Source organism: Catellatospora sp. TT07R-123, from assembly GCF_018327705.1.
GTDB lineage: Bacteria > Actinomycetota > Actinomycetes > Mycobacteriales > Micromonosporaceae > Catellatospora.
In genome coordinates this window covers 1,425,458-1,444,110 of sequence record NZ_BNEM01000002.1, presented here as the reverse complement: position 1 = coordinate 1,444,110, position 18,653 = coordinate 1,425,458, and the positions used below count along the sequence as shown (strand labels likewise).

At 74.1% G+C, this 18,653-nt stretch carries 18 protein-coding genes; 5 read left to right on the top strand and 13 right to left on the bottom strand.

Annotated features, from left to right (window positions below):
• From Cs7R123_RS40855 to Cs7R123_RS26395, 3 genes are read right to left on the bottom strand one after another with little or no spacing between them, the layout of a single operon-like run.
• Positions 1-963, bottom strand: a complete 963-nt coding sequence (locus Cs7R123_RS40855) for a dienelactone hydrolase family protein (protein ID WP_212830399.1) — start codon at positions 961-963, stop codon at positions 1-3.
• Positions 960-1,763, bottom strand: a complete 804-nt coding sequence (locus Cs7R123_RS26400; protein WP_212830398.1) for an oxidoreductase — start codon at positions 1,761-1,763, stop codon at positions 960-962. The genes Cs7R123_RS40855 and Cs7R123_RS26400 overlap by 4 nt, the downstream gene beginning before the upstream one ends.
• 6 nt (positions 1,764-1,769) lie before the next feature.
• On the bottom strand, positions 1,770-3,350 hold the full coding sequence (locus Cs7R123_RS26395; RefSeq protein WP_212830397.1) for a nitrilase-related carbon-nitrogen hydrolase: 1,581 nt from the start codon (positions 3,348-3,350) through the stop codon (positions 1,770-1,772).
• Positions 3,351-3,438: 88 nt separating this feature from the next.
• Here Cs7R123_RS26395 and Cs7R123_RS26390 point away from each other — a divergent pair, with 88 nt between their 5' ends.
• Positions 3,439-3,720, top strand: a complete 282-nt coding sequence (locus Cs7R123_RS26390; RefSeq protein WP_212830396.1) for a Dabb family protein — start codon at positions 3,439-3,441, stop codon at positions 3,718-3,720.
• A 54-nt stretch (positions 3,721-3,774) separates the two neighbouring features.
• On the opposite strand, the gene Cs7R123_RS26385 is transcribed toward Cs7R123_RS26390, so the two are convergent.
• From Cs7R123_RS26385 to Cs7R123_RS26355, 7 genes are all read right to left on the bottom strand, one after another.
• Positions 3,775-5,046 (bottom strand): choice-of-anchor A family protein, encoded by a 1,272-nt coding sequence (locus Cs7R123_RS26385; protein ID WP_212830395.1) that lies wholly within the window; start codon positions 5,044-5,046, stop codon positions 3,775-3,777.
• Between the two features lie 133 nt (positions 5,047-5,179).
• Positions 5,180-6,622 (bottom strand): aldehyde dehydrogenase family protein, encoded by a 1,443-nt coding sequence (locus Cs7R123_RS26380; protein WP_212830394.1) that lies wholly within the window; start codon positions 6,620-6,622, stop codon positions 5,180-5,182.
• Positions 6,623-6,772: 150 nt separating this feature from the next.
• Positions 6,773-7,927, bottom strand: a complete 1,155-nt coding sequence (locus tag Cs7R123_RS26375) for an NAD(P)/FAD-dependent oxidoreductase (protein ID WP_212830393.1) — start codon at positions 7,925-7,927, stop codon at positions 6,773-6,775.
• Positions 7,924-8,778 carry an oxaloacetate decarboxylase gene (locus tag Cs7R123_RS26370; RefSeq protein WP_212830392.1) on the bottom strand — a complete coding sequence of 285 codons (855 nt, stop codon included), beginning with the start codon at positions 8,776-8,778 and terminating at the stop codon, positions 7,924-7,926. Before Cs7R123_RS26370 ends, Cs7R123_RS26375 begins: the two co-directional genes overlap by 4 nt.
• Positions 8,775-10,253: an aldehyde dehydrogenase gene (locus Cs7R123_RS26365; RefSeq protein ID WP_244872160.1), complete on the bottom strand. Its 1,479-nt coding sequence runs from the start codon at positions 10,251-10,253 to the stop codon at positions 8,775-8,777. Before Cs7R123_RS26365 ends, Cs7R123_RS26370 begins: the two co-directional genes overlap by 4 nt.
• Positions 10,250-11,536, bottom strand: coding sequence for an acyl-CoA dehydrogenase family protein (locus Cs7R123_RS26360; protein WP_212830391.1), 1,287 nt, complete (start codon positions 11,534-11,536; stop codon positions 10,250-10,252). Before Cs7R123_RS26360 ends, Cs7R123_RS26365 begins: the two co-directional genes overlap by 4 nt.
• A 20-nt stretch (positions 11,537-11,556) precedes the next feature.
• Positions 11,557-12,519, bottom strand: coding sequence for a flavin reductase (locus Cs7R123_RS26355; protein WP_212830390.1), 963 nt, complete (start codon positions 12,517-12,519; stop codon positions 11,557-11,559).
• A gap of 150 nt (positions 12,520-12,669) precedes the next feature.
• On the opposite strand from Cs7R123_RS26355, the gene Cs7R123_RS26350 reads away from it, so the two are divergent.
• Complete coding sequence (locus Cs7R123_RS26350) at positions 12,670-13,482, top strand: IclR family transcriptional regulator (RefSeq protein WP_244872159.1); 813 nt, start codon at positions 12,670-12,672, stop codon at positions 13,480-13,482.
• A gap of 15 nt (positions 13,483-13,497) precedes the next feature.
• On the opposite strand, the gene Cs7R123_RS26345 is transcribed toward Cs7R123_RS26350, so the two are convergent.
• The 3 genes from Cs7R123_RS26345 to Cs7R123_RS26335 all read right to left on the bottom strand — a co-directional run bounded on the left by Cs7R123_RS26345 (position 13,498) and on the right by Cs7R123_RS26335 (position 16,092).
• Positions 13,498-14,217, bottom strand: a complete 720-nt coding sequence (locus Cs7R123_RS26345; RefSeq protein ID WP_212830389.1) for a hypothetical protein — start codon at positions 14,215-14,217, stop codon at positions 13,498-13,500.
• 143 nt (positions 14,218-14,360) lie between these two features.
• Complete coding sequence (locus tag Cs7R123_RS26340) at positions 14,361-15,296, bottom strand: hypothetical protein (protein WP_212830388.1); 936 nt, start codon at positions 15,294-15,296, stop codon at positions 14,361-14,363.
• An 88-nt stretch (positions 15,297-15,384) separates the two neighbouring features.
• Positions 15,385-16,092, bottom strand: coding sequence for a hypothetical protein (locus Cs7R123_RS26335; protein WP_212830387.1), 708 nt, complete (start codon positions 16,090-16,092; stop codon positions 15,385-15,387).
• Between the two features lie 153 nt (positions 16,093-16,245).
• On the opposite strand from Cs7R123_RS26335, the gene Cs7R123_RS26330 reads away from it, so the two are divergent.
• The 3 genes from Cs7R123_RS26330 to Cs7R123_RS26320 are packed head-to-tail and all read left to right on the top strand — an operon-like array spanning position 16,246 to position 18,637.
• Entirely contained in the window at positions 16,246-17,352 is a 1,107-nt protein-coding gene (locus Cs7R123_RS26330; protein ID WP_212830386.1) for a thiolase, read from the top strand.
• Positions 17,349-17,738 carry a Zn-ribbon domain-containing OB-fold protein gene (locus tag Cs7R123_RS26325; protein ID WP_212830385.1) on the top strand — a complete coding sequence of 130 codons (390 nt, stop codon included), beginning with the start codon at positions 17,349-17,351 and terminating at the stop codon, positions 17,736-17,738. Before Cs7R123_RS26330 ends, Cs7R123_RS26325 begins: the two co-directional genes overlap by 4 nt.
• 50 nt (positions 17,739-17,788) lie before the next feature.
• Positions 17,789-18,637, top strand: coding sequence for a CoA ester lyase (locus tag Cs7R123_RS26320; protein WP_212830384.1), 849 nt, complete (start codon positions 17,789-17,791; stop codon positions 18,635-18,637).
• The last annotated feature ends 16 nt before the right edge of the window (positions 18,638-18,653 follow it).

Below are 18,653 nucleotides of genomic sequence, written 5' to 3'. Positions count from 1 at the left end.
CTACCTCCGCTGGATCGATGCGACGCCGTGGTGGGCGGCGAGCCTGTCCCACTCGGTGAACGACGCCGGGTCACCGGTCAGGTGCATCCGGCAGAAGGTGGCCAGCAGGTCGGCCAGCAGTGCGCGGTGCTCGGCCGGATCGCCGTCGGCGGCCTGGTCGAGGAAGGCGCGCGCGGCGGTGTGGTCGACCGGGTCCACGATCGCGAAGTGGTTCGCCCCGGCCAGCCGGATCAGCACGTTGGCGCCGTCGCGGTCGGGCAGCGCCTCGTCGAACGTGCGCGTGATCGGGTCGCGCCGGGCGGCCGCGTCCTCGCCGTAGCGGTCGGCGGAGCCGTTGATGACCCCGTCGTTGGTGCCGCCGACCAGCAGCACCGGGCAGTCGGCCTGCGCGGGCAGCACCGTCCCGGCGGGCCAGCCGAGCATCGTGGCGACCATGTTGTGCGCGCCGTAGGTCGCGACCGCCTTGACCTCCGGCACGAAGCCCGCCGACTGGAGCGCGACCGTGCCTCCCGCCGAGTGCCCGATCAGGGCCACCCGGTCCAGGTCCAGCAGCCCGGCGACCGGACCGGTCATGCTCGCCAGCGCGTCGAGCACCGGCCGCAGCGAGGGACAGGTCGGGCGCTTGCCGTAGCCGTCGGGCCGGGCCGCGTCCAGGTCCACGCCCGGCGTGATGCCGTGCAGTCCCCCGAACAGCGTGCCGACCCAGTCGTAGGTCACCGTGACGATGCCGCGTTCGGCCAGCCTCGTCGCCAGCCAGCGGTACGCCTCCTGGCCGACGTTCACCCCGGACACGATGACCGCCACCGGGAACGGCGCCCCGGTGGTGTCGGCGGCCATCACGCCCGACAGGCGCTCGCGGTCGCTGCCGTCCGGCGCGGCCGGGTAGTAGACGCGCAGATGCGCGGTGTCGAACGGGGCCTCGTGGCCGGGGATCGTCGCGGCCCACCACACCGAGCGGATCATCGCGGCCGCTCCAGTTCCCGGTCGCCGCCCCACAGGCCGCGCACCAGGCGGTCGGTGGTCTCCTGGCCGAAGAAGCGGACACCCATCACGTTGGCGGGGTCGCGGTCGGCGATGTTGCGCCGCATCCGCAGGTCCGTCTCGGCCAGCGCGGCCCGCTCGGACTCCGGCACCGGCGGTGCGCTGTCGACCCAGCCCAGCCAGCGGTCCACGTGCTCGTGCGTGAGCTTGCGGACGATGTCGATGTTGCGCTCGCTGCGCCCGAAGGAGTAGCAGTACGCCGTGGGGCTGAGGCTGGCGCGGATGAAGCCCGACCGCGAGACGAAGTACTCGAACTCGGGGTCGGCGCGGTGGGCCAGCCAGTCGGCGTCCAGCGGCGCGTAGTAGCGGTCGTAGTAGTCGCCGTCCTCGATCAGGTTCACCCGGGGGACGGAGTCGAGGTAGAACCAGCCTTCCGGCCATACCAGCAGGGCGATGCCCAGGTGCGGCACCTTGACCTGCGGGCCGAGCCATACGGTCAGGTGCAGGTTGGCGAAGCTCGCGCCGGGGTTGCCCAGCCAGGAGTGCACCATCCAGTCGACCTCGGGCCCGCTGTAGGCGGCCAGCGACCCGCCGGGACCGTCGGGATAGGTGCCGTACGACTCCAGGGCCAGCGTCGACGGGTCCCGCTTCAGCTCGAACCGGGCGTCGATCTTCGCTTTGAGTTCGGCGAGCAGCTGCTGCCACTGGTGGAACGTCTCGTGGACGTCGACGACGGGGGAGTTGTCGACCATGTCCTCGACGTGGCGGAGGGTCTCGGCCACCGTGGCCTACCTTTCTGTGAGGGCTTGGAGCAGCCGCCAGGGGCGGCCGTCGACGAGATCGGTGCCCCGCGAGACGAGCCGGTTGGCCGCCTGCGCGGGAGCCACCTCGGCCCGGACGGACGGCTGCCCGGCCGGGACCACGGTGACGACGGGGTGGCTGATGCGGCCGGTGAACGGCCCCTGCCAGGTGGTCCAGAGGGTGAAGTCGGGTGACATCGCGAAGACCGCGCCGTCCTGGTCCAGCGGTGCGGCGGCGATGAGGTTGAGCCGGTTCTCGGCGGCCCGCTCGGGCAGCCCGAGGCTGAGTTCCCAGCTCTCGGCGGCCGTGAACGGCAGCGCGACCACGTCGGCGTCGGCGAGCGCGGCCAGCCGGAACACCTCCGGGTAGATCGCGTCGGCGCCCGCGACCAGGGCCAGGCGGCCCCAGGGCAGGTCCACCAGGACCGGGGCGTCCCCGGTGGCGTCCTTGCCGTGCAGCGGCGGCGCGGTGGCGAGCGGGCCGGTGGCGTCGACCAGCACGGTCGAGCCGTCGGCGGTGCGGGCCACGGCGTGGGCGGACGTGCCGTCCAGCGCGGCGGCCAGCGACTGCGGGTCGGCGTCGGCGGCGACGATCAGCTGGGTGCCGGCGCCCGCGGCCAGGGCGGTCTCGCGGGCGACGGTGGCGGCGTCGCCGCGCACCACCGCGACCGACAGGGTGGCCGCGCCCGCGGGGCGGCGGCGGCCGTGCGGGGGCTCGGCGATGCGGGCGTACAACTCGGGGCGGCGGCTGGCCAGCAGGTCCGTCCCGTCCGGACGGCGCTTGTCGTCGGCCAGCTCCGGGTCGATGTCGGCGATCACGGCGGCCTCGCCGGTGCGGGGGCCGCGGGCCACGACGGTGCCGTCCGGGGCCACGATCTGGCTCTCCCCGGCGCCGTGCAGCCACTGCGCGGGCACGCCGAGCGCGGCCGACAGTCGGGGCAGGTGCTCCTCGGGCAGCAGCGGGCCGACCTTGTTCGCGGCGACGACCCACACCTTGTTCTCGGCGGCGCGCACCGGGATGTGCAGGCCGGCCTCGTCGGTGGCGAACGAGTTGAGGCTGTTGAGCAGCACCTGCGCCCCGCGCAGGGCCAGCCCGCGGGCCACCTCGTTGAGCACGCCCTCCATGCAGGCGTACATGCCCAGGCGTCCCAGCGGCGTGTCGATGATCGGCCCGACCTCGGTGGCCGGGTCGAGGTGGTCGTTCTCGGCGCCCATCAGGGTCTGCTTGTCGCACTGGCCGAGCACGGCGCCGTCCGGGCCGAACAGGAAGTTGGTGCCGCCGGTGCGGCCGTCCGGGTGGGCGTGCGTGACGTTGATCTTCACGTGTACGCCGTGGCGGCGGGCGCGGTCGGCGACCGCGGTCAGGAACTCGTCGCCGGGCCGGGTCGCGAGGCGGTGCGCCTGCGCCCGGTCGGCGTAGTAGGACAGGTGGTTGCAGAACTCGGGCAGGACGATCAGCTGGGCACCCTGTGCGGCCGCGTCGTCGATCAGGCGCAGGCAGGCGGCCAGGTTGGCGGCCACGTCCTGCGACGCCGCGAGTTGCACCGCGGCGACCCGTATTGGAGCCATGTGGTGCCTCCGGTTCCCCTAGCGAAACGCTGTTTCCCGAAACTACACTCGCGACGGCGTTTGCAACAGGGGTGAACCGGAGGTCGTGATGCTGACCCACGTGGTGCTGATGACGTTCACCGACGCAGCCGATGCTGCCAAGGCGAAGGATCTTTTGGAAGGGCTGGTCGGCGCGGTACCCGAGATTTCTTCACTGGTGGTGCACCTGGACGAGCTGCACACGCCCGTCTCGGCGCACCTGTGTCTGACCACGACGCACGCCGACGCCGCCGGTCTGGCCGGATACCAGGCGCACCCGGTGCACCTGGAGCTGGCGCAGTGGCTGCGGCCCCGCCTGGCCGCCCGCACGGTGGTCGACTACACGTCCTGACCTGGAAACCGCAGCCCGGCACGTGGCCGGGCTGCGGTCTCCCAGTTGCTCAGATCAGGGACGCGGCGGGTGCGGCGGCCGCGGGCGGCCGTACGGAGACTGCGTCGGACGCGCGGTCGGCGACGCCGACGGGCTGCGCGTGGGGGAAGCGCTCGGCGACGCCGACGGGCTGGTCGACGGCGAGACGCTCGGCGACGGGCTGGTGCTCGGCGAGGTCGACGGGCTGGCCGACGCGCTGGTCGACGGGCTCGGGGTCGGCGAGGTCGGCGCGCAGGTCAGGGATGCGGTGAACGGGGCGTAGTGGATCTCGCCGCCGTTGGCGATCGCGCTGCCGTGAGTGATGCTCTCGGTGATGACCTGGCCCTCGATGTTGCTCGCGGCGAAGTCGAACAGGTCGGCGTTGGGGGCGTAGAGCGTGCCCTCCAGGGTCGCCGCGGTCGACGGCAGCGTGATCGAGGAGGCGGTGGGGAAGTTCCACAGGATGAACGGCGCCTGCCCGATGCCGATGCCGGCCTGGTTGGGCACGTCGAAGATGTACGTGTTGTCCAGCACGGTGTTCACGTTGATCAGCAGGGGCCCGTTCGCCGTCGGGCTGTTGTTGTAGGTCAGCGAGTTGAGGTTGTCCAGCTCGGCGCCGGTCAGGTTGAGCACGTTGGTGACGCCTCCGGCCAGCGTCACGTGGGCGTCGGTGTTGGGCGGGATCGGCCGGGGGATCGTGTCGCCGTTGGCGTTGGTCAGCGTGATGTTGTTGACGCAGGCCGCCAGCGCGGTCGAGCTGTTGCGGAAGTCGGTGAACGCGGCGGGGAAGTCGATGACCGACTGGAGCACCGAGGCGACCGGCTGGATCAGCCGCAGCTCCACCCGGGGGGCGTCCTCGTAGGCGGCGGTGTCGGCCACGATGTGGGTGTTGGCGGGGTTGTTGCCGGAGTCGAAGTTGAGCACCTGCGCGCCGGTGACGTCACCGAGCTTGGCGTAGGAGTTGTTGCCGTTCACGGCCAGCACGCCGTTGGCGGCGCTGGTGCCGAACAGGATCCGCCCGCCGATGACCAGCGAGGTCGGATGGTTGTTGTCCCCGGACACGATGAAGGTGCCCGGATTGTTCCCGGCGACCTGGTACGGGCCGCCGATGCGCAGGTCGCCGCCCAGCGCCACCGGGCCGTCGGTCTCGTTGCTGGTCAGGTCGGCGTTCTCGTCGACGAACACGTTGAAGCCGAGGGCCGAGGCGGTCGGGTTGGTGGGGCTGGCCAGGGCCGCCCCACTGGGGCCCAGCACGACGGCCGCCGCCGCCATGGTGCTGACCCCGATCGAGACTGATGCGGCAATCATGCCGCGAAGTACGGATTTCTGCATGTAGCCGACCGTATAGCCATTTGACTGGCTGTTCGGGCGATTTGGAAATCATCCTATTGGACACATAAGGGCAGTTCAGGGCACGTATGCTGGCTCGGATACCGCGCGCTCACGCGGTCGGGTATGCCGTCGCGCTCGCGCCCGTCCCGCCGGGGCGGAACGCCGCCGGGGCGTGCACCGAGCACAGCTGGGCGTACTCGGCGATGCCCGCGTCGCCGTACTCGCGGCCGTGGCCGGAGCGCTTCACGCCGCCGAAGGGCGCGCGCAGGGCCATACCCGTGCGGTTGTGCGTGTTCACGAAGACGAACCCCGCCTCCAGCCGTTTCGCCACGCGGAACGCCCGCTGCTCGTCGACCGACCACACGGAGGCGCCCAGCCCCAGCTCGTCGGCGTTCGCACGGGCGACGACCTCGTCCTCGTCGTCGTAGACCAGCAGCGGAACGGTCGGCCCGAACTGCTCGTACGCCACGACCGGATCGTCGTCGGCCAGGCCGACCAGCAGCGTCGGCGCCACGAAGTGCCCGCCGGACAGGTCGGTCCCCGCGTCGGCGCGGCCCAGCGCCAGCGCCGAGCCGCCGCGCGCCACGGCCGCCGCGACCAGCGCGTGCACCCGCGCCGCCGCCTCGGCGGTGATCACCGGGCCCATGGTGACGCCGTCGGCCAGCGGATCGCCCAGGCAGAGCACCTCCTCGGCCGCACGCAGGTAGGCATCGGTGAACTCGTCGCGGCGCGCGCGCGGCACGTACAGCCGCTTGGCGGCCATGCAGACCTGGCCGCTGGTGGCGAACGAGGCCATCACCAGCCGCCGCATCGGCTCCGGCGACAGGTCCGCGTCGTCGAGCAGCAGCACCGGATCGTTGCCGCCCAGCTCCAGCACGGTCGGCGTGGTGCCCGCCGCCGCGGCGACGGCGCGGGCGGCCTGCTCGCCGCCGGTGAACGCCACCTTGCGGATCAGCGGATGCCCGACCAGGGCCGCACCGGTCGCCGCGTCGCCGTGCACCACGTGCAGCACGTCGGCGGGCAGGGCGCCGGCCAGCAGCCGGACGACCCGGTCGATCGCCAGCGGGGCCAGCGGCGACGGCTTCACCACGATCGTGTTGCCCGCCGCCAGCGCCGGGCCGATCTTGAGCAGCGACAGGATGACCGGGGCGTTCCAGGGGGTGATCGCGGCGACCACGCCGTACGGGCGGCGGGTCAGCAGCAGGCGGCCCGCGCCGTCGTCGGTCTCGGCGTCGGCGAGCACCACCGGCGCCCGGTCGGCGACCCAGCGCAGGAACGTCAGCGCGAACCCCAGCTCGCCCCGGCAGTCCGCCCGCGGCTTGCCCGACTCCCGCGCCAGCAGCTCCGCGAGCGTCTCCACCTGTGCCTCGACCGCGTCGGCCGCGGCCCGCAGCAGCGCGCCCCGCGCCACCGCCTCGATGCCCGCCCAGCCGCGCTGGGCCGCCGCAGCGGCGTGCACCACGGCGTCGACCTGCTCCGCCCCGGTCACCGGGACCGTCCCGACCAGCTCGCGCACCCGCGCCGGGTTGTACCGGCTGATCCGCTCACTCACCGCGCCCCCACCCGCCCCCGCCATCGTGCCCGCCGAACACCCCGGGACACCCCCCAAGATCAGCCGAGTTGCCGGGCAATCGGTCGAAAAAGGAGCCGCTGTACGCCCGATTGCCCGGCAACTTGCCCGATCTTGGGGCCGTCCCGGGGGTCATGGGGTCACCGGGCGGAGGGAGTCGATCATGCAGGCGCGCAGGAGGTGGGTGCGGGACAGGGCCGGGTCGGCGGCGGTGCGGCGGAGTTGGTCCAGGTGGGCGGCGCGGGCGGCCGGGTCGGCGGCGCTCATACGCTCGTAGTTGCGGTGGGACACGGCCTGGGTGAAGTCGAGCGCGATGCGTCGGCGCTGCTCGGCGGCGTGCGCCGTGGCCGCGTCGGGATCGGCGGCGGACAGCGCGGCGGCGTACGCGATCGCGTCGTGGATGCCGGAGTTCATGCCCAGCCCGCCGAGCGGGTTGTTGACGTGCGCGGCGTCCCCGGCCAGCAGCACCCGCCCGTGCCGGAACGTCGCCGCCACCCGCTGGTGCACCCGGTAGATGCTGGCGTGCGCCACCAGCCACGGGCGGCCCGGGTCGTGGATCTGCCGCAGCCGGTCGCCCAGCCGGGCGAGCTCGGTCTCGTCGGATGATCCGTCCGGCGTCGGCAGCAGCACCCGCCAGTGGTCCGGCGTACGCAGCAGCACCGACCAGTCCACCGGGTCGAACACGTAGTTGACCGCCGCCAGCCCGTCCAGCCACCCGGTCAGCTCCTCCGAGGTGGACGCGACCAGGAACCGCTCGGGGTAGGTGATGCCGTCGAACGCGACCCCGAGCGCCCGCCGCACCGCCGAGTGCGCGCCGTCGGCGGCGACCAGCCAGTCCCCGCGCACCGTCGACCCGTCGGCGACGTGCACGTCCACCCCGGTGGTGTCGCTGCTCGCACCCGTGACCGGGCTGCCGAACCGGATGGATACGCCGTGCCGGTCCAGGTGGTCGCGCAGGATCGGGGTCAGTTTCGACTGCTCCAGCTGCACCCGGTACGGGTACGGCGTGTCACCGGCCAGCACCGACAGGTCCAGGGTGGCCACGTGCCCGGCGGCGCGGTCGCGGTAGGCGAACGTCGGGGCGACCAGGCCACGCGACAGCACCTCGTCGACCACGCCCAGGTCGGCCAGCATCTCCAGGGTCGGCGGGTGGAACGTGGACGCCCGCGACTCGGCGGCCAGGTCCGGCCCGGCCTCCAGCACGGTCACGGACAGGCCGTGCCGCGCCAGCGCCAGCGCGGCGCTCAGCCCGACCGGCCCGGCCCCGGCGACGATCACCCGGCTCATGCGTACCTCGCGTCCAGTTCGAGGGCCTCGTCCTGCCCGACCAGGCCGGTGAAGTCGGCCCAGGGCAGGCGGGACACCGTTTCGGCACTGCCGCCCGCGGCGATCGCCGCGTACGCCCGCGCGGCCGCGTCCAGTGCTGCCAGCAGCGGCGCGACCGGGTGCAGCACCAGCCGCACGCCCAGCGCCGCGAGCTCGTCGTCGCCCGGCCAGTCCGTGGTGGACCCGGCCTCGGAGCGGTTGACCACCAGCGGCACGCCCGGCAGCGCGGCGTGGGCCCGCGCGAGCTCGCCCGGATCGGTGACGCCTTCGAGGAACACGGCGTCGGCCCCGGCGGCGGCGTAGCGGGCCGCGCGGTCGACCGCGTCGTCCAGGCCGGTCACCGTGTACGCGTCGGTCCGCGCCACCACCACGATGCCGCCGCCCTCGGCGGCCACGGCGCGCACCTTGCGGGCGGCGGTGCCGGGCGCGACCAGTTCCTTGCCCGCGAGGTGGCCGCAGCGCTTGGGCTGCACCTGGTCCTCCAGATGCAGGCCGCTGACCCCGGCGGCGGTGTAGGCGCGGGCGGTCCACACCGCCTGGAGCGCGTCGCCGTAGCCGGTGTCGGCGTCGGCGAGCAGCGGCGCCCCGGCCAGCGCCGGGACGAGGCGGGAGGCCCGTGCGGCCAGGTGGGTGCCGTGGACGTAGCCGAGGTCGGGCAGGCCCAGGTCCAGGGCGGCGCAGGCGGCCCCGGACAGGTGCGCCGCCCGGTGCCCGGCCCGCACCGCCAGGGCGGCGGTGGGGGCGTCGTACACGCCGGGCAGGTGGGTGACCCGGTCGGCGGCGAGCAGGGCGCGCAGCGCGGCGGCGGTCACGGGCGCCCGTGCAGCGCGAAGCCGCCCTCGACGCCGACGACGCGCGGGTTGGTGAAGAACCGCAGCGTCTCGGCGGTGCCCTCCTCGGAGTAGCCGGACAGGCCCCAGGCCGGGCGCGGGGTGAACAGGTGCAGGCTCATGATGCTGGAGCCGTTGACCTTCACCTCGCCCGCGCGCAGCCGCCGGGCCACGGCCAGGGCCGCGTCCTCGTCGGTGCCGCAGACGTACGCCTCCAGCCCGTACGGCGTGCCGTTGGCCAGTGCCACGGCCTCGTCCAGGGTGCGGTAGGTGTGCACCGCCGCGACGGGGCCGAAGATCTCGTGCACGGTGTGCTCCGGGTGGACCCCGGTGACCAGGGTCGGGCTGAGGAAGTTGCCCTCGTCCGGGACCGGCAGCGCGGTGTGCGCCCGGCCGCCGTGGGCGACGAGCACGTCGCGGGCGGCGGTGACCCGGGACCGGTGCCCGGAGTGGACCAGCGGGCCGTAGTCCGTGGCAGGGTCGAGCGGGTCGCCGACGCGCAGGTCACCGAGGCGGGCCAGGACCGCCGCGACGATCTCGTCGGCGCGGTCGGCGGGCACGATCAGGCGCCCCAGCGCCCGGCACCACTGGCCGTTGAGCGTGGTCAGCAGGTCGGCGGCGGCGCGGGCGGCGGACGCGGTGTCGGCATCGGGCAGCACGACGAGCGGGTTGTTGCCGCCCAGTTCGAGTTGCACCGGCTTGACGTCGTACGCGCAGGCCGCCGCGACGGCCCGGCCCCCGGCCAGCCCGCCGGTGAACGACACCGCCCGGATGCGCGGGTCGCCGACCAGCCGCGCCCCGGCGGCCGCGTCGCCGTGTACGAGCTGGAGCACCCCGCCCGGCACGTCGGCGGCGGCCAGCGCCCGCTCCACCGCGGCCACCAGCAGCTGCGTGCCGTAGGGGGCGTACTCGCTGGGCTTGACGATCACCGGGCAGCCCGCGGCCAGGGCGTTGGCGAGCTTGTGCGCCGCCATCGGGGCGGGCGCGTTCCACGGCACCAGGCACGCGGCCGGGCCCCAGGGCAGCCGCTCCACGTGCGCGGTCCGGCCGTCCTCGCGCGGCACGGCCCCGGTCAGCCAGCCCTCGCGCAGCTGCGCGGCGGCCAGCCGGAACGCCCCGGCCAGGATCACGGCCAGCATCGCGGTCTGCCGGATCGGCACGCCGGTGGCGTACGACTCGACCGCCGTGATCGCGTCGGCGTCGTGCTGCACCTGGTCGGCGGCCGACTCCAGCAGCACCGCCCGCGCCTGCGGCGACAGGCCCGACCACGCCCCGGACTCGTGCACCGCCGCGGCCGCCGCGATCGCCGCGTCGATGCGGTCGGCCGCGGTGCCGGTCGCGGTGCCCAGCACCCGCCCGGTCGCCGGCTCCTCCAGGGCGAAGCCGAGCGGCTCGGCGCAGGCCTGCCACGCGCCGTCGACCAGGTCGGACACCGGCTGCGGCGTCACCGCGCTCACTTGGCCACGCTCGCGAACAGCTCGTTGGACCGGTCGGCGGTGACCATCGAGGCCGCCTCCAGCCGCCCGCGCTCCGGCGGGAACGTCATGACCAGGCCCATCGCCAGGTCGCGCAGGGCCCGGCCCATGGTGCCGTGCAGGGTCGCCCCGGAGGTGCCGGACGCCTTGAACGCGCCGACCGCCACCGCGAACGCGGCCTCGCAGATCGACCCCTTGGCCAGCCGCCACTGCTGGTAGACCTTGTTCTTCGGCGCCAGCGGCGGCTCTGAGGTCTCCAGCAGCAGCTGGCGGCGCAGCCACAGGTACGCCGTCTCCAGGTTCTCGGTCATGTCACCGATGATCACCTGGTGCATCGGGGACTCGGCGATCGGGCGGCCGGTGTCGGCGAACGTCTTGGCGGTCAGCCGGGACAGGGTCTCGTCGTAGACGCCCTGGGCGCAGCCGACGTACACGGCGGTGATCGCGAGCTGGTTGCCGACGAAGCTGCCCCGGCTGCACTGGAGCATCTTCACGAACGCGCCCGGCACGGTCAGCGCCTCGGTCGCGGGCACCCACACGTCGGACAGCACGATGCCGTGGTTGGCCGAGCCGCGCATGCCCAGGCCGTCCCAGGCCGGGCGGGAGGACACGCCCTCGGCGGTGCGCGGCACCAGGAACAGGGCCAGCCCGGCGGCGGTGTCGGTGCCCTCCAGGCGCGCGGTGACCAGGTACGTGTCGGCGACGCCGGTGGCGCAGCCGAACGACTTCTCGCCGGTGACCAGCCAGCCGTCGACGCCGTCGCGCTGGGCGGGGCGGGCGGTGGTGGCGATGGCGATGTTGGCCCCGGCGCTCTTGACCGACTCGCTGGCGAAGTTGGCCAGCCAGGTGCCGCCGGCCATACGGCGCAGCACCAGCTCGGCGAAGGCGCGCACGGCCGGGACGTCGGCCTCGTCGAACAGCCCCGCCTCGACCGCCTCCAGCGGCAGCAGCCCGCGCGAGGCGCTGGTGTTGTGGAAGAAGAACGCCAGCGCCGTCGACGGGCAGGCGGTGCCCATCGCGAACGTGGCCGCGGCCAGGTCCCGCAGGCCGCCGCCCAGGCCGCCGTACTCCGTCGGCACGACCAGGCCCAGCAGCCCAGCCTCCCGCAGCAGGTCCACGTGCCCGGCCGGGAACACGCCGTCGGCGTCGGCCTGCGCGGCCGCGGCGCGCAGCGCGGGCAGCACGGCCTCCACCCGCTGGGCGCGGTCGCGTTCGGCCTCGGTCATGTCGTCGACGAGGCGCTCGCCGGTGAGCGGGTCAGCCATGCTCTTTCTCCCTTGTGGATTCAGGCCGGTTCGGCGCAGGCCACGCCGAGCTGGCGGGCCAGCAGCAGCAGGTCGTCGGCGGGCAGGCCGCCGGAAGCCGGATCGCGTACGGCGTCGAAGCGGCGCACGCCGCTCTTCATCGCCACCAGCGCGTTGACCAGTCCCAGGCCGTGGTGGGCGCGCAGCCGCACGTGCAGCGCGGCCGGGCGCACCCGCACCACCGCGTCCTGCAGCACCCGGCGCACCTGTAGCGGCGACGCGGCCGTGTCCTCGGCGCAGCCGAGCGCGACGTCGGGCAGCCCGGCCAGCGCGTCGAGGGTGGCCAGCACCAGGGCCTCGCGGTCGGGGGCGAACGCGTCGGCGACGTAGGCGCGCACGGGCAGCGCGGTGGCGAGGTCGCGCACGGCGGGCAGGTCGCCGGGGTCGCGTACGCTCACCTCGGCGCCGACCCGGGCGGCGCCGTCCACGACGGTGATGGTGATCTCGTCGGGCAGCGGGTCGGCGAGCTGGCCCCAGCTGCGCGAGTGGAACAGCAGCGGGGCGGTGACCCGGTCGACGGCGGCCTCGCGCACGCGGCCCACGAAGATGGTGTGGTCGCCGCCGGGGTAGGCGTGCTCGACGGTGCAGTCCAGGCGCCCGGTCGCGTCGGCGAGCATCGGGCAGCCGGTCGGGCCGGTGACCCAGTCGGCTCCGGCGAACCGGTCGGTGAGGCCGGGGACCTGGCCGGCGAAGCGGCGGCCGATCTCGGCCTGGTCCTTGCCGAGGAAGCTGAGCGCGAACACGCCCGAGGCGGCGACCATGGCCCGGGTGGGCAGGTGGTTGCCGAGGCAGACGGAGACCAGTGGCGGATCGAGGCTGACCGAGGAGAATGAGCTCGCGGTCATGCCGTGCGGACGGTGCGAGCCGTCGTCGGCCAGGGTGGTGACGATGGCGACGCCGCTGGGCCACTGGCTGAGCACCTGACGCAGCTGCGCGCTGTCCACCTCTGCACCTGCCCTTGTTTCGCATCAGGAAACGCCGTTGCCGTGAAGGTAACGAGTGGGCGGGTGTCGTGTCAACGGCCGAGGCGGTGTCTGTGTGGCGGCGGTGATCGGCTCTAGACTGGCGCACGTCCACGCCGAACAGGAGGGCCCGTGCCGATCAGTGCCGCAGCGAAGGCGAACCCCGCCACCGACGACGACAGCCAGTCACGCTCCATCGCCGCCGTCGAGCGCGCCATGGACGTGCTGCTGTACTTCGGGCGCAGCGGGCAGCCCGACCTCGGCGTCACCGAGATCGCGACCGCGCTCAACCTGACCAAGGCCGCGGTGCACCGCATCCTGACCGCGCTGCGCAGCCGCGATCTCATCACCGTCGACCCGGTCACCCGCCGCTATGCCCTCGGCCACGCCGCCGTCGCGCTGGGCCGGGCCTACCTGGCCCGCACAGACCTGCGCGCGATGGCCGCGCCGGAGCTGCGGCAGCTGGCCGAGCAGACCGGCGAGACGGCGACGCTGTCGCTGCGCCGCGGCGACACCCGCCTCTACGTCGACCAGGTCGTGCCGGACCAAGAGCTGCGGATGGAGGTCACCCTCGGCATCCCGTACCCGCTGCACGCGGGCGGGTCGTCCAAGGCGTTCCTGGCCTTCCTGCCGGAGACCGAGATCGACTCCTACCTGGACCGGCACCCGCTGAAGCCGCTGACGGACAAGACGCTCACCGACCCGGCGAAGCTGCGCAAGGAGCTGGCCGCGATCCGCAAGCGCGGCTACGCGACCTCGCTCGGGGAGCGCCAGGCCGGGGCGGCCTCGATCGCGGCGCCGATCTTCGACCACGACGGGCACGTGGTGGCGGTGCTGAGCGTCGCGGGCCCGTCGGCGCGGTTCAAGCCCGAGCACGGCGAGACCGCGCAGTCGCTGACCGAGGCCGCCGCGCGGATCTCGGCCCAGCTCGGCTACCCGGGCTGACCTGCCCGCATCGGGTCAGAGGCGGGAGCGGTGGCGGGCGGTGCGCTCCTCGGGCATGCCCCACGACGGCACGTCGCCGCGCTCGGCGGCCGGGAAGTCGCCGCCGCCGCGGCGCACCGCCCGGAACGTCAGTGCGCCGGCCACGCAGAAGATGAGCTGGGCCATCGTGTTGACGCCCTGCTGCACCCACTGGAACGCCAGCGCGTCGCTGGCCGGGTGGTTGCGCAGCGGCACCAGCGCGAGCACGGCCAGCACGCTGATCGGGAACAGGGCGGCGGCCAGCGCCTCCCCGTTGCGCCAGGCCCACACCGCCCCGACGATGCTGATCCAGATCACGAACGCGGTGGCCGCGATGAACGCGGGCTGCACCGACATCTGCTTCACGGCCAGCCCGGCGGCGACCAGGCCCGCGGCGGCCAGCGGCCACCACGACCAGCGCAGCCTGCGGTGCAGCGCGATGGCCAGCAGCACGCCGCCCGCTGCCAGCAAGGGGAACAGCAGGTCGTCCAGCCATGGCACGTCGATCGACCAGCCTGCGTGCAGCAGCTTCCAGGTGGACTTGGCCAGCCCGCCCAGGCCCATCAGCAGCGCGCCGACGCGCCCCAGCGCCGAGGGTGCCAGCAGCAGGTAACCGAGGAAGGCCAGCAGTGCGGGAGCGAAGTCCTGCACGGCCAGGCTCATGCTCAGGTCAGGCGTCTCCGCCGTCGGCAGGCTCGACCAGACATCCACGAACATGGACGGGAGCCTAGCCCGATCGGTCGACGGGGTTCCAGCCGGGGAAACGGACAACTACCTGCCGATCATCCACATAGGTTCGACCGGATGGTGGAGTGCCGATGAATTCCCGGCCCGATAGCGCCGGGCCGGGAACCGGCGCGTCAGTGCACGGACTCGGCCGTGGCGTTGGCGTCGAAGAAGTCGCCCACGCTGTAGACCCAGGCCTGACCGACAGGGTCGCCGAGCTGGGCGCGCAGCCACAGTGCGCTCCAGCGGGCGGCGGTCTCGACACTCAGGGCCTGGTCCAGCGTCTGCGCCGAGGTCTCGGGGCGGGCTCCGGCCGGGTTCTGGGTGTCGGTGATGCCGTAGTGGTTGGCGCCGAGCAGGCTCACGTACAGCTTCGGCGGGGTGGTGACGGCCTGGTAGGTGGCGTACCCGTTGACGGGGCTGCCGATGCCGTCGAGGCTGCCCTGCACCAGGGCGACCGGCACCGTGTTGGCGACCGGCGGGGTCTGCCCGGTCTGCGGCACGGTGCCGTTGGTGCCGTAGAACGCCGCCGCCTTGAGCTGCGGCGGCGCCGGGGCGGGCACGGTGCAGAACGGGGGCGTGCACAGCCCCGTGGTCAGGTTGAGCCCGGCCGCGCCGCCGAACGAGTGCCCGAGCAGCACCAGCGTCTGCGGGTCGATCGCGCCGTACAGCGGCGAGGCGGTGTTCGCGTTCTCGGCCTGGGCCCAGGCGACCGTCCAGCCCGCCTGCGCGCCGGTGGCGTACAGGCCGGGCTGGCCGAACAGGACCTGGAAGTGGTTCGGGACCACGACCGTGAACCCGTACGAGGCGACCTTGGCGGCGAAGCCGCGGTAGGCGGACTTGTCCACGTTGGCGCCCTGGAGCAGCAGCGCCACCGGCCACGGGCTGTGGGCGGACCCGGTGACGGGGTGGTACACGTCGGCGGCGTCGCCGTTGACGCTGGTGGTGTAGCTGCTCACGGTCGAGTACGCGGCCTGGGCCGGGGCGGGAGCCGCCGCGACCGCGATCGTCGCGACGGCCGCTGCCGCCACGACCCGCAGCAGCCCGCGGCGATGGAGACGAGGTGTCACAGAACCTCCTGTTTCTCAGAGCGAAACATCGTTTCGCATAGTGAAATAGTGAAGTCCCTCGACCGCTCCCGTCAATCACCGGCGTCAATCACAGCTGTGCGAACGGCTTGAGCACCCCCAGCGCGGCCGCCAGCAGCACGCTGCCCCAGATGCCCCACACGTACGGCAGGCAGCCGTCGATGCTGCGCTTGAGCGTCCGCTCCACCTCGGGCGTCGACCCGGTGGTCATCAGCGCCCCGAACGCGGGGCCGAACGGGCGCAGCGTCAGCCGGATGCCCAGCCCGCACGCGATCGAGGTGGTGTAGAGCAGCAGCTTGGCGCCCAGCCAGCGCGGGTTGGTGTCCACGCCGAACGGCCGGTCGGCGATCAGCGTGTAGAGCGCGATCACGGCCAGGGCGGCGATCAGCGTCAGCCGGATGGTCCAGTCGGCCCGGCGCACCCACGGGCGGCGCCCCGGGTGGTGGTGGTCGCTGATCGTGGCGGCCAGCCAGCCCGCCGCCAGCAGCCACACCGCCACGACGGCGGGCCAGGGGAACGGGTTCACCCCGAACGCGGTGGCGCCGTGCGGTTCCAATGCCATCAGCGTGACGCCGCTGGGCAGGAACAGCACCAGGCAGATCTTCGGGCCGAGGTCCAGTCCGCCCATGATCTTCAGGGCGGTGGCGCGGGCGGCCGGGGGCAGGTCGGGGCGGAGCACGAACCGGCTCGACCAGAAGACGCCCAGGTCTCCGCCGAGCCAGAAGACGAAAAGGACGAGGTGGAGCAGAATCCACCAGCCATGCGTATGCGGTCCCATCGCGATATGGAAACACTGGTTCGCTGTGAGAAACAAGCTCTTGACGGGCTGGTCGGCCCCTGGCTAGCGTCGCCCCATGGCCGGCCGCTCCCACGACGTCAGCCGGACCCGCCTGCCCGGCCTCCCGGGCCCGGCCGGGGCGGCGATGGCGCGATGACCGTCGCCGTCGTCGGCGCCGCCGAATGCGACCTCGGGCACACGGGCCGGTCCGCACAGCACCTGCTGGCCCAGGCCGTGCGGCGTGCCCTGGACGACGCGGGACTGCGGCTGCACGACGTGGACGGGCTGGCGGCCACCGGCCGGTCCCCGGCCGTCCAGCTGGCCGACCAGCTCGGGCTCTGCCCGTCGTGGACCGACTCCACCGCGGCCGCCGGCGCGGTGTTCGAGACGCACGTCGCCCGGGCGGTCCAGGCGATCGAGGCAGGCCTGTGCCAGGTGGCCGTCATAGCGTACGCCTGCGACCAGCGCAGCGCCCGCTCCCGCCGCCTCGGCGGCGTCTACGACCCCGGCACGCCGGAGGCGCAGTTCGAGCAGCCCTACCAGCCGCTGTCGCCGCTGTCCTACTACGCCATGACCGCCCAGCGCTACCTGCACACCTACCACCTGACCCGGGCCGACCTGGCCCGGGTCGCCGTCGCCGCCCGGCAGTACGCGCTGGCCAACCCGGCCGCGTTCCGCCGGGCGGCCGGGCCGCTGACCGTCGACGACGTGCTCGCCGCCCCGATGGTGTCCAGTCCGCTGGGCACGCTGGACTGCTGCCTGGTGACCGACGGAGGCGGCGCGGTCGTGCTCACCTCGCTGGACCGGGCCCGGCACCTGCGCCGCCCGCCGGTCACCGTGCTCGGCTGCGGCGAGGCGGTCACCCACGCGGCCATGGCCACCCCCGACGACCTGCTCAGCACCGGCGCCGCCGCGTCCGGGGCGCGCGCGTTCGCCCAGGCCGGGCGCCGCCCGGCCGACGTCGACGTGATCCAGCTCAACGACTCCTTCACCATCAGCGTGCCGCTGGGGCTGGAGCAGCTCGGCTTCTGCCCGCCGGGCACCGGCACCCACTGGGACGGCGTCCCGGTCAACACCACCGGCGGCGGGCTGTCCTACTGCCACCCCGGGCAGCTCGGCGTGCTGCTGCTGGTCGAGGCGGTGCGGCAGCTGCGCGGCGAGTGCGGGGCGCGGCAGGTCCCCGGGGCGCGTACCGCGCTGGTGCACGGGACCGGCGGCATCGCCTCCAGCCACGCGACCGTGCTGCTGGAGACGGCGTGAACGACGGCGACATCCCCACCGACGAGGTCACCGGGCCGTGGTGGGAGCAGACCCGGCAGCGGCGGCTCACCGTGCAGCACTGCGCGGTCTGCGGGCTGGCCCAGCTCCCGCCCCGGCTGCTGTGCACCGGTTGCGGCGGTGAGCGGTTGGCGCTGGTCGCGGCGGGCCGGCGCGGGATCGTCGACGCGTACACCGTGGTCCACCGCGCGCCGACGCCGGGCACGGCCGTGCCGTACACGATCGCCCGGGTGCGCCTGGTGGACGGGCCGATCCTGCTCACCCGCCTCGTTGGAGACTTCGAACCGCACTGCGACCAGCCGGTCGTGCTGACCTGGCTGCCACTGCCGGACGGGCGCGCGCTGCCCGCCTTCACCAGGGAGCTGTGACCCGTGCACCTCGACGCCGACCAGGAACCGTCCGGCAGGGAGCACCTGCGATGAGGTCCTACCTGTACGTCCCCGGCGACAACCCCGGCAAGCTGGCCAAGGCGCTCAGCACCGGCGCGGATGCGCTGATCGTGGACCTGGAGGACGCCGTACCCCCGGCGGGCAAGGACGCCGCCCGCGTCGCCGTCGCCGGCTTCCTCGCCGAACGCACCGGCGTCGGCGAACCCCGCCTCTGGGTACGGGTCAACCCCGGCGCCGCCGGGCACACCGACGCCGCCGCCGTGGTCGGGCCGCACCTGGCCGGGGTGTGCGTGGCCAAGGCCGCATCCGCCGACGAGCTGGCCGCCCTCGACCGGCTGCTCACGGCCCTGGAGGCTGAGCGGGGCCTGGCCCCGGGCGGGGTCCGGGTCGTACCGCTGCTGGAGTCGGCCGCCGCGGTGCTGGACGCACCCGCGCTCGCCCGCGCCCCACGGGTGGCCCGGCTCCAGCTCGGCGAGGCCGACCTCGCCGCCGACCTCGGCGTCACCCCGGGCCCGGACGGGCGCGAGCTGCTGTGGGTCCGCTCGCAGGCGGTGCTGGCCAGCGCCGCCGCAGGGATCGCCCCACCGGTGGCCCCGGTCAGCACCGACTTCCGCGACCTCGACGCGCTGCGCGAGTCCACCCTCGCCCTCAAGCGGCTCGGCTTCCGGGGCAGGGCCTGCATCCACCCGGCGCAGCTGCCGGTGGTGCACGAGGTGTTCACCCCGACCGAGGCGGAGCTCGACGCCGCCCGCGACGTGGTGGCCCGCCACGACCAGGCGCTGCGCGACGGCACCGGGGTGTGCCTGGACGCGCGCGGACGGCTGGTCGACGAGGCCGTGGTGCGGTCCGCGCGGCGCCTGCTCGACCCCGAGTCCTGACCACCCTCGGTATTTC

Bases quoted from the DNA above. Each gene is read 5' to 3' on its own strand.
- Cs7R123_RS40855 (WP_212830399.1), bottom strand. From the start codon at position 963: ATGATCCGCTCGGTGTGGTGGGCCGCGACGATCCCCGGCCACGAGGCC.
- Cs7R123_RS26395 (WP_212830397.1), bottom strand. From the start codon at position 3,350: ATGGCTCCAATACGGGTCGCCGCGGTGCAACTCGCGGCGTCGCAGGAC.
- Cs7R123_RS26390 (WP_212830396.1), top strand. From the start codon at position 3,439: ATGCTGACCCACGTGGTGCTGATGACGTTCACCGACGCAGCCGATGCT.
- Cs7R123_RS26385 (WP_212830395.1), bottom strand. From the start codon at position 5,046: ATGATTGCCGCATCAGTCTCGATCGGGGTCAGCACCATGGCGGCGGCG.
- Cs7R123_RS26375 (WP_212830393.1), bottom strand. From the start codon at position 7,927: ATGAGCCGGGTGATCGTCGCCGGGGCCGGGCCGGTCGGGCTGAGCGCC.
- Cs7R123_RS26360 (WP_212830391.1), bottom strand. From the start codon at position 11,536: ATGGCTGACCCGCTCACCGGCGAGCGCCTCGTCGACGACATGACCGAG.
- Cs7R123_RS26345 (WP_212830389.1), bottom strand. From the start codon at position 14,217: ATGTTCGTGGATGTCTGGTCGAGCCTGCCGACGGCGGAGACGCCTGAC.
- Cs7R123_RS26335 (WP_212830387.1), bottom strand. From the start codon at position 16,092: ATGGGACCGCATACGCATGGCTGGTGGATTCTGCTCCACCTCGTCCTT.
- Cs7R123_RS26330 (WP_212830386.1), top strand. From the start codon at position 16,246: ATGACCGTCGCCGTCGTCGGCGCCGCCGAATGCGACCTCGGGCACACG.
- Cs7R123_RS26320 (WP_212830384.1), top strand. From the start codon at position 17,789: ATGAGGTCCTACCTGTACGTCCCCGGCGACAACCCCGGCAAGCTGGCC.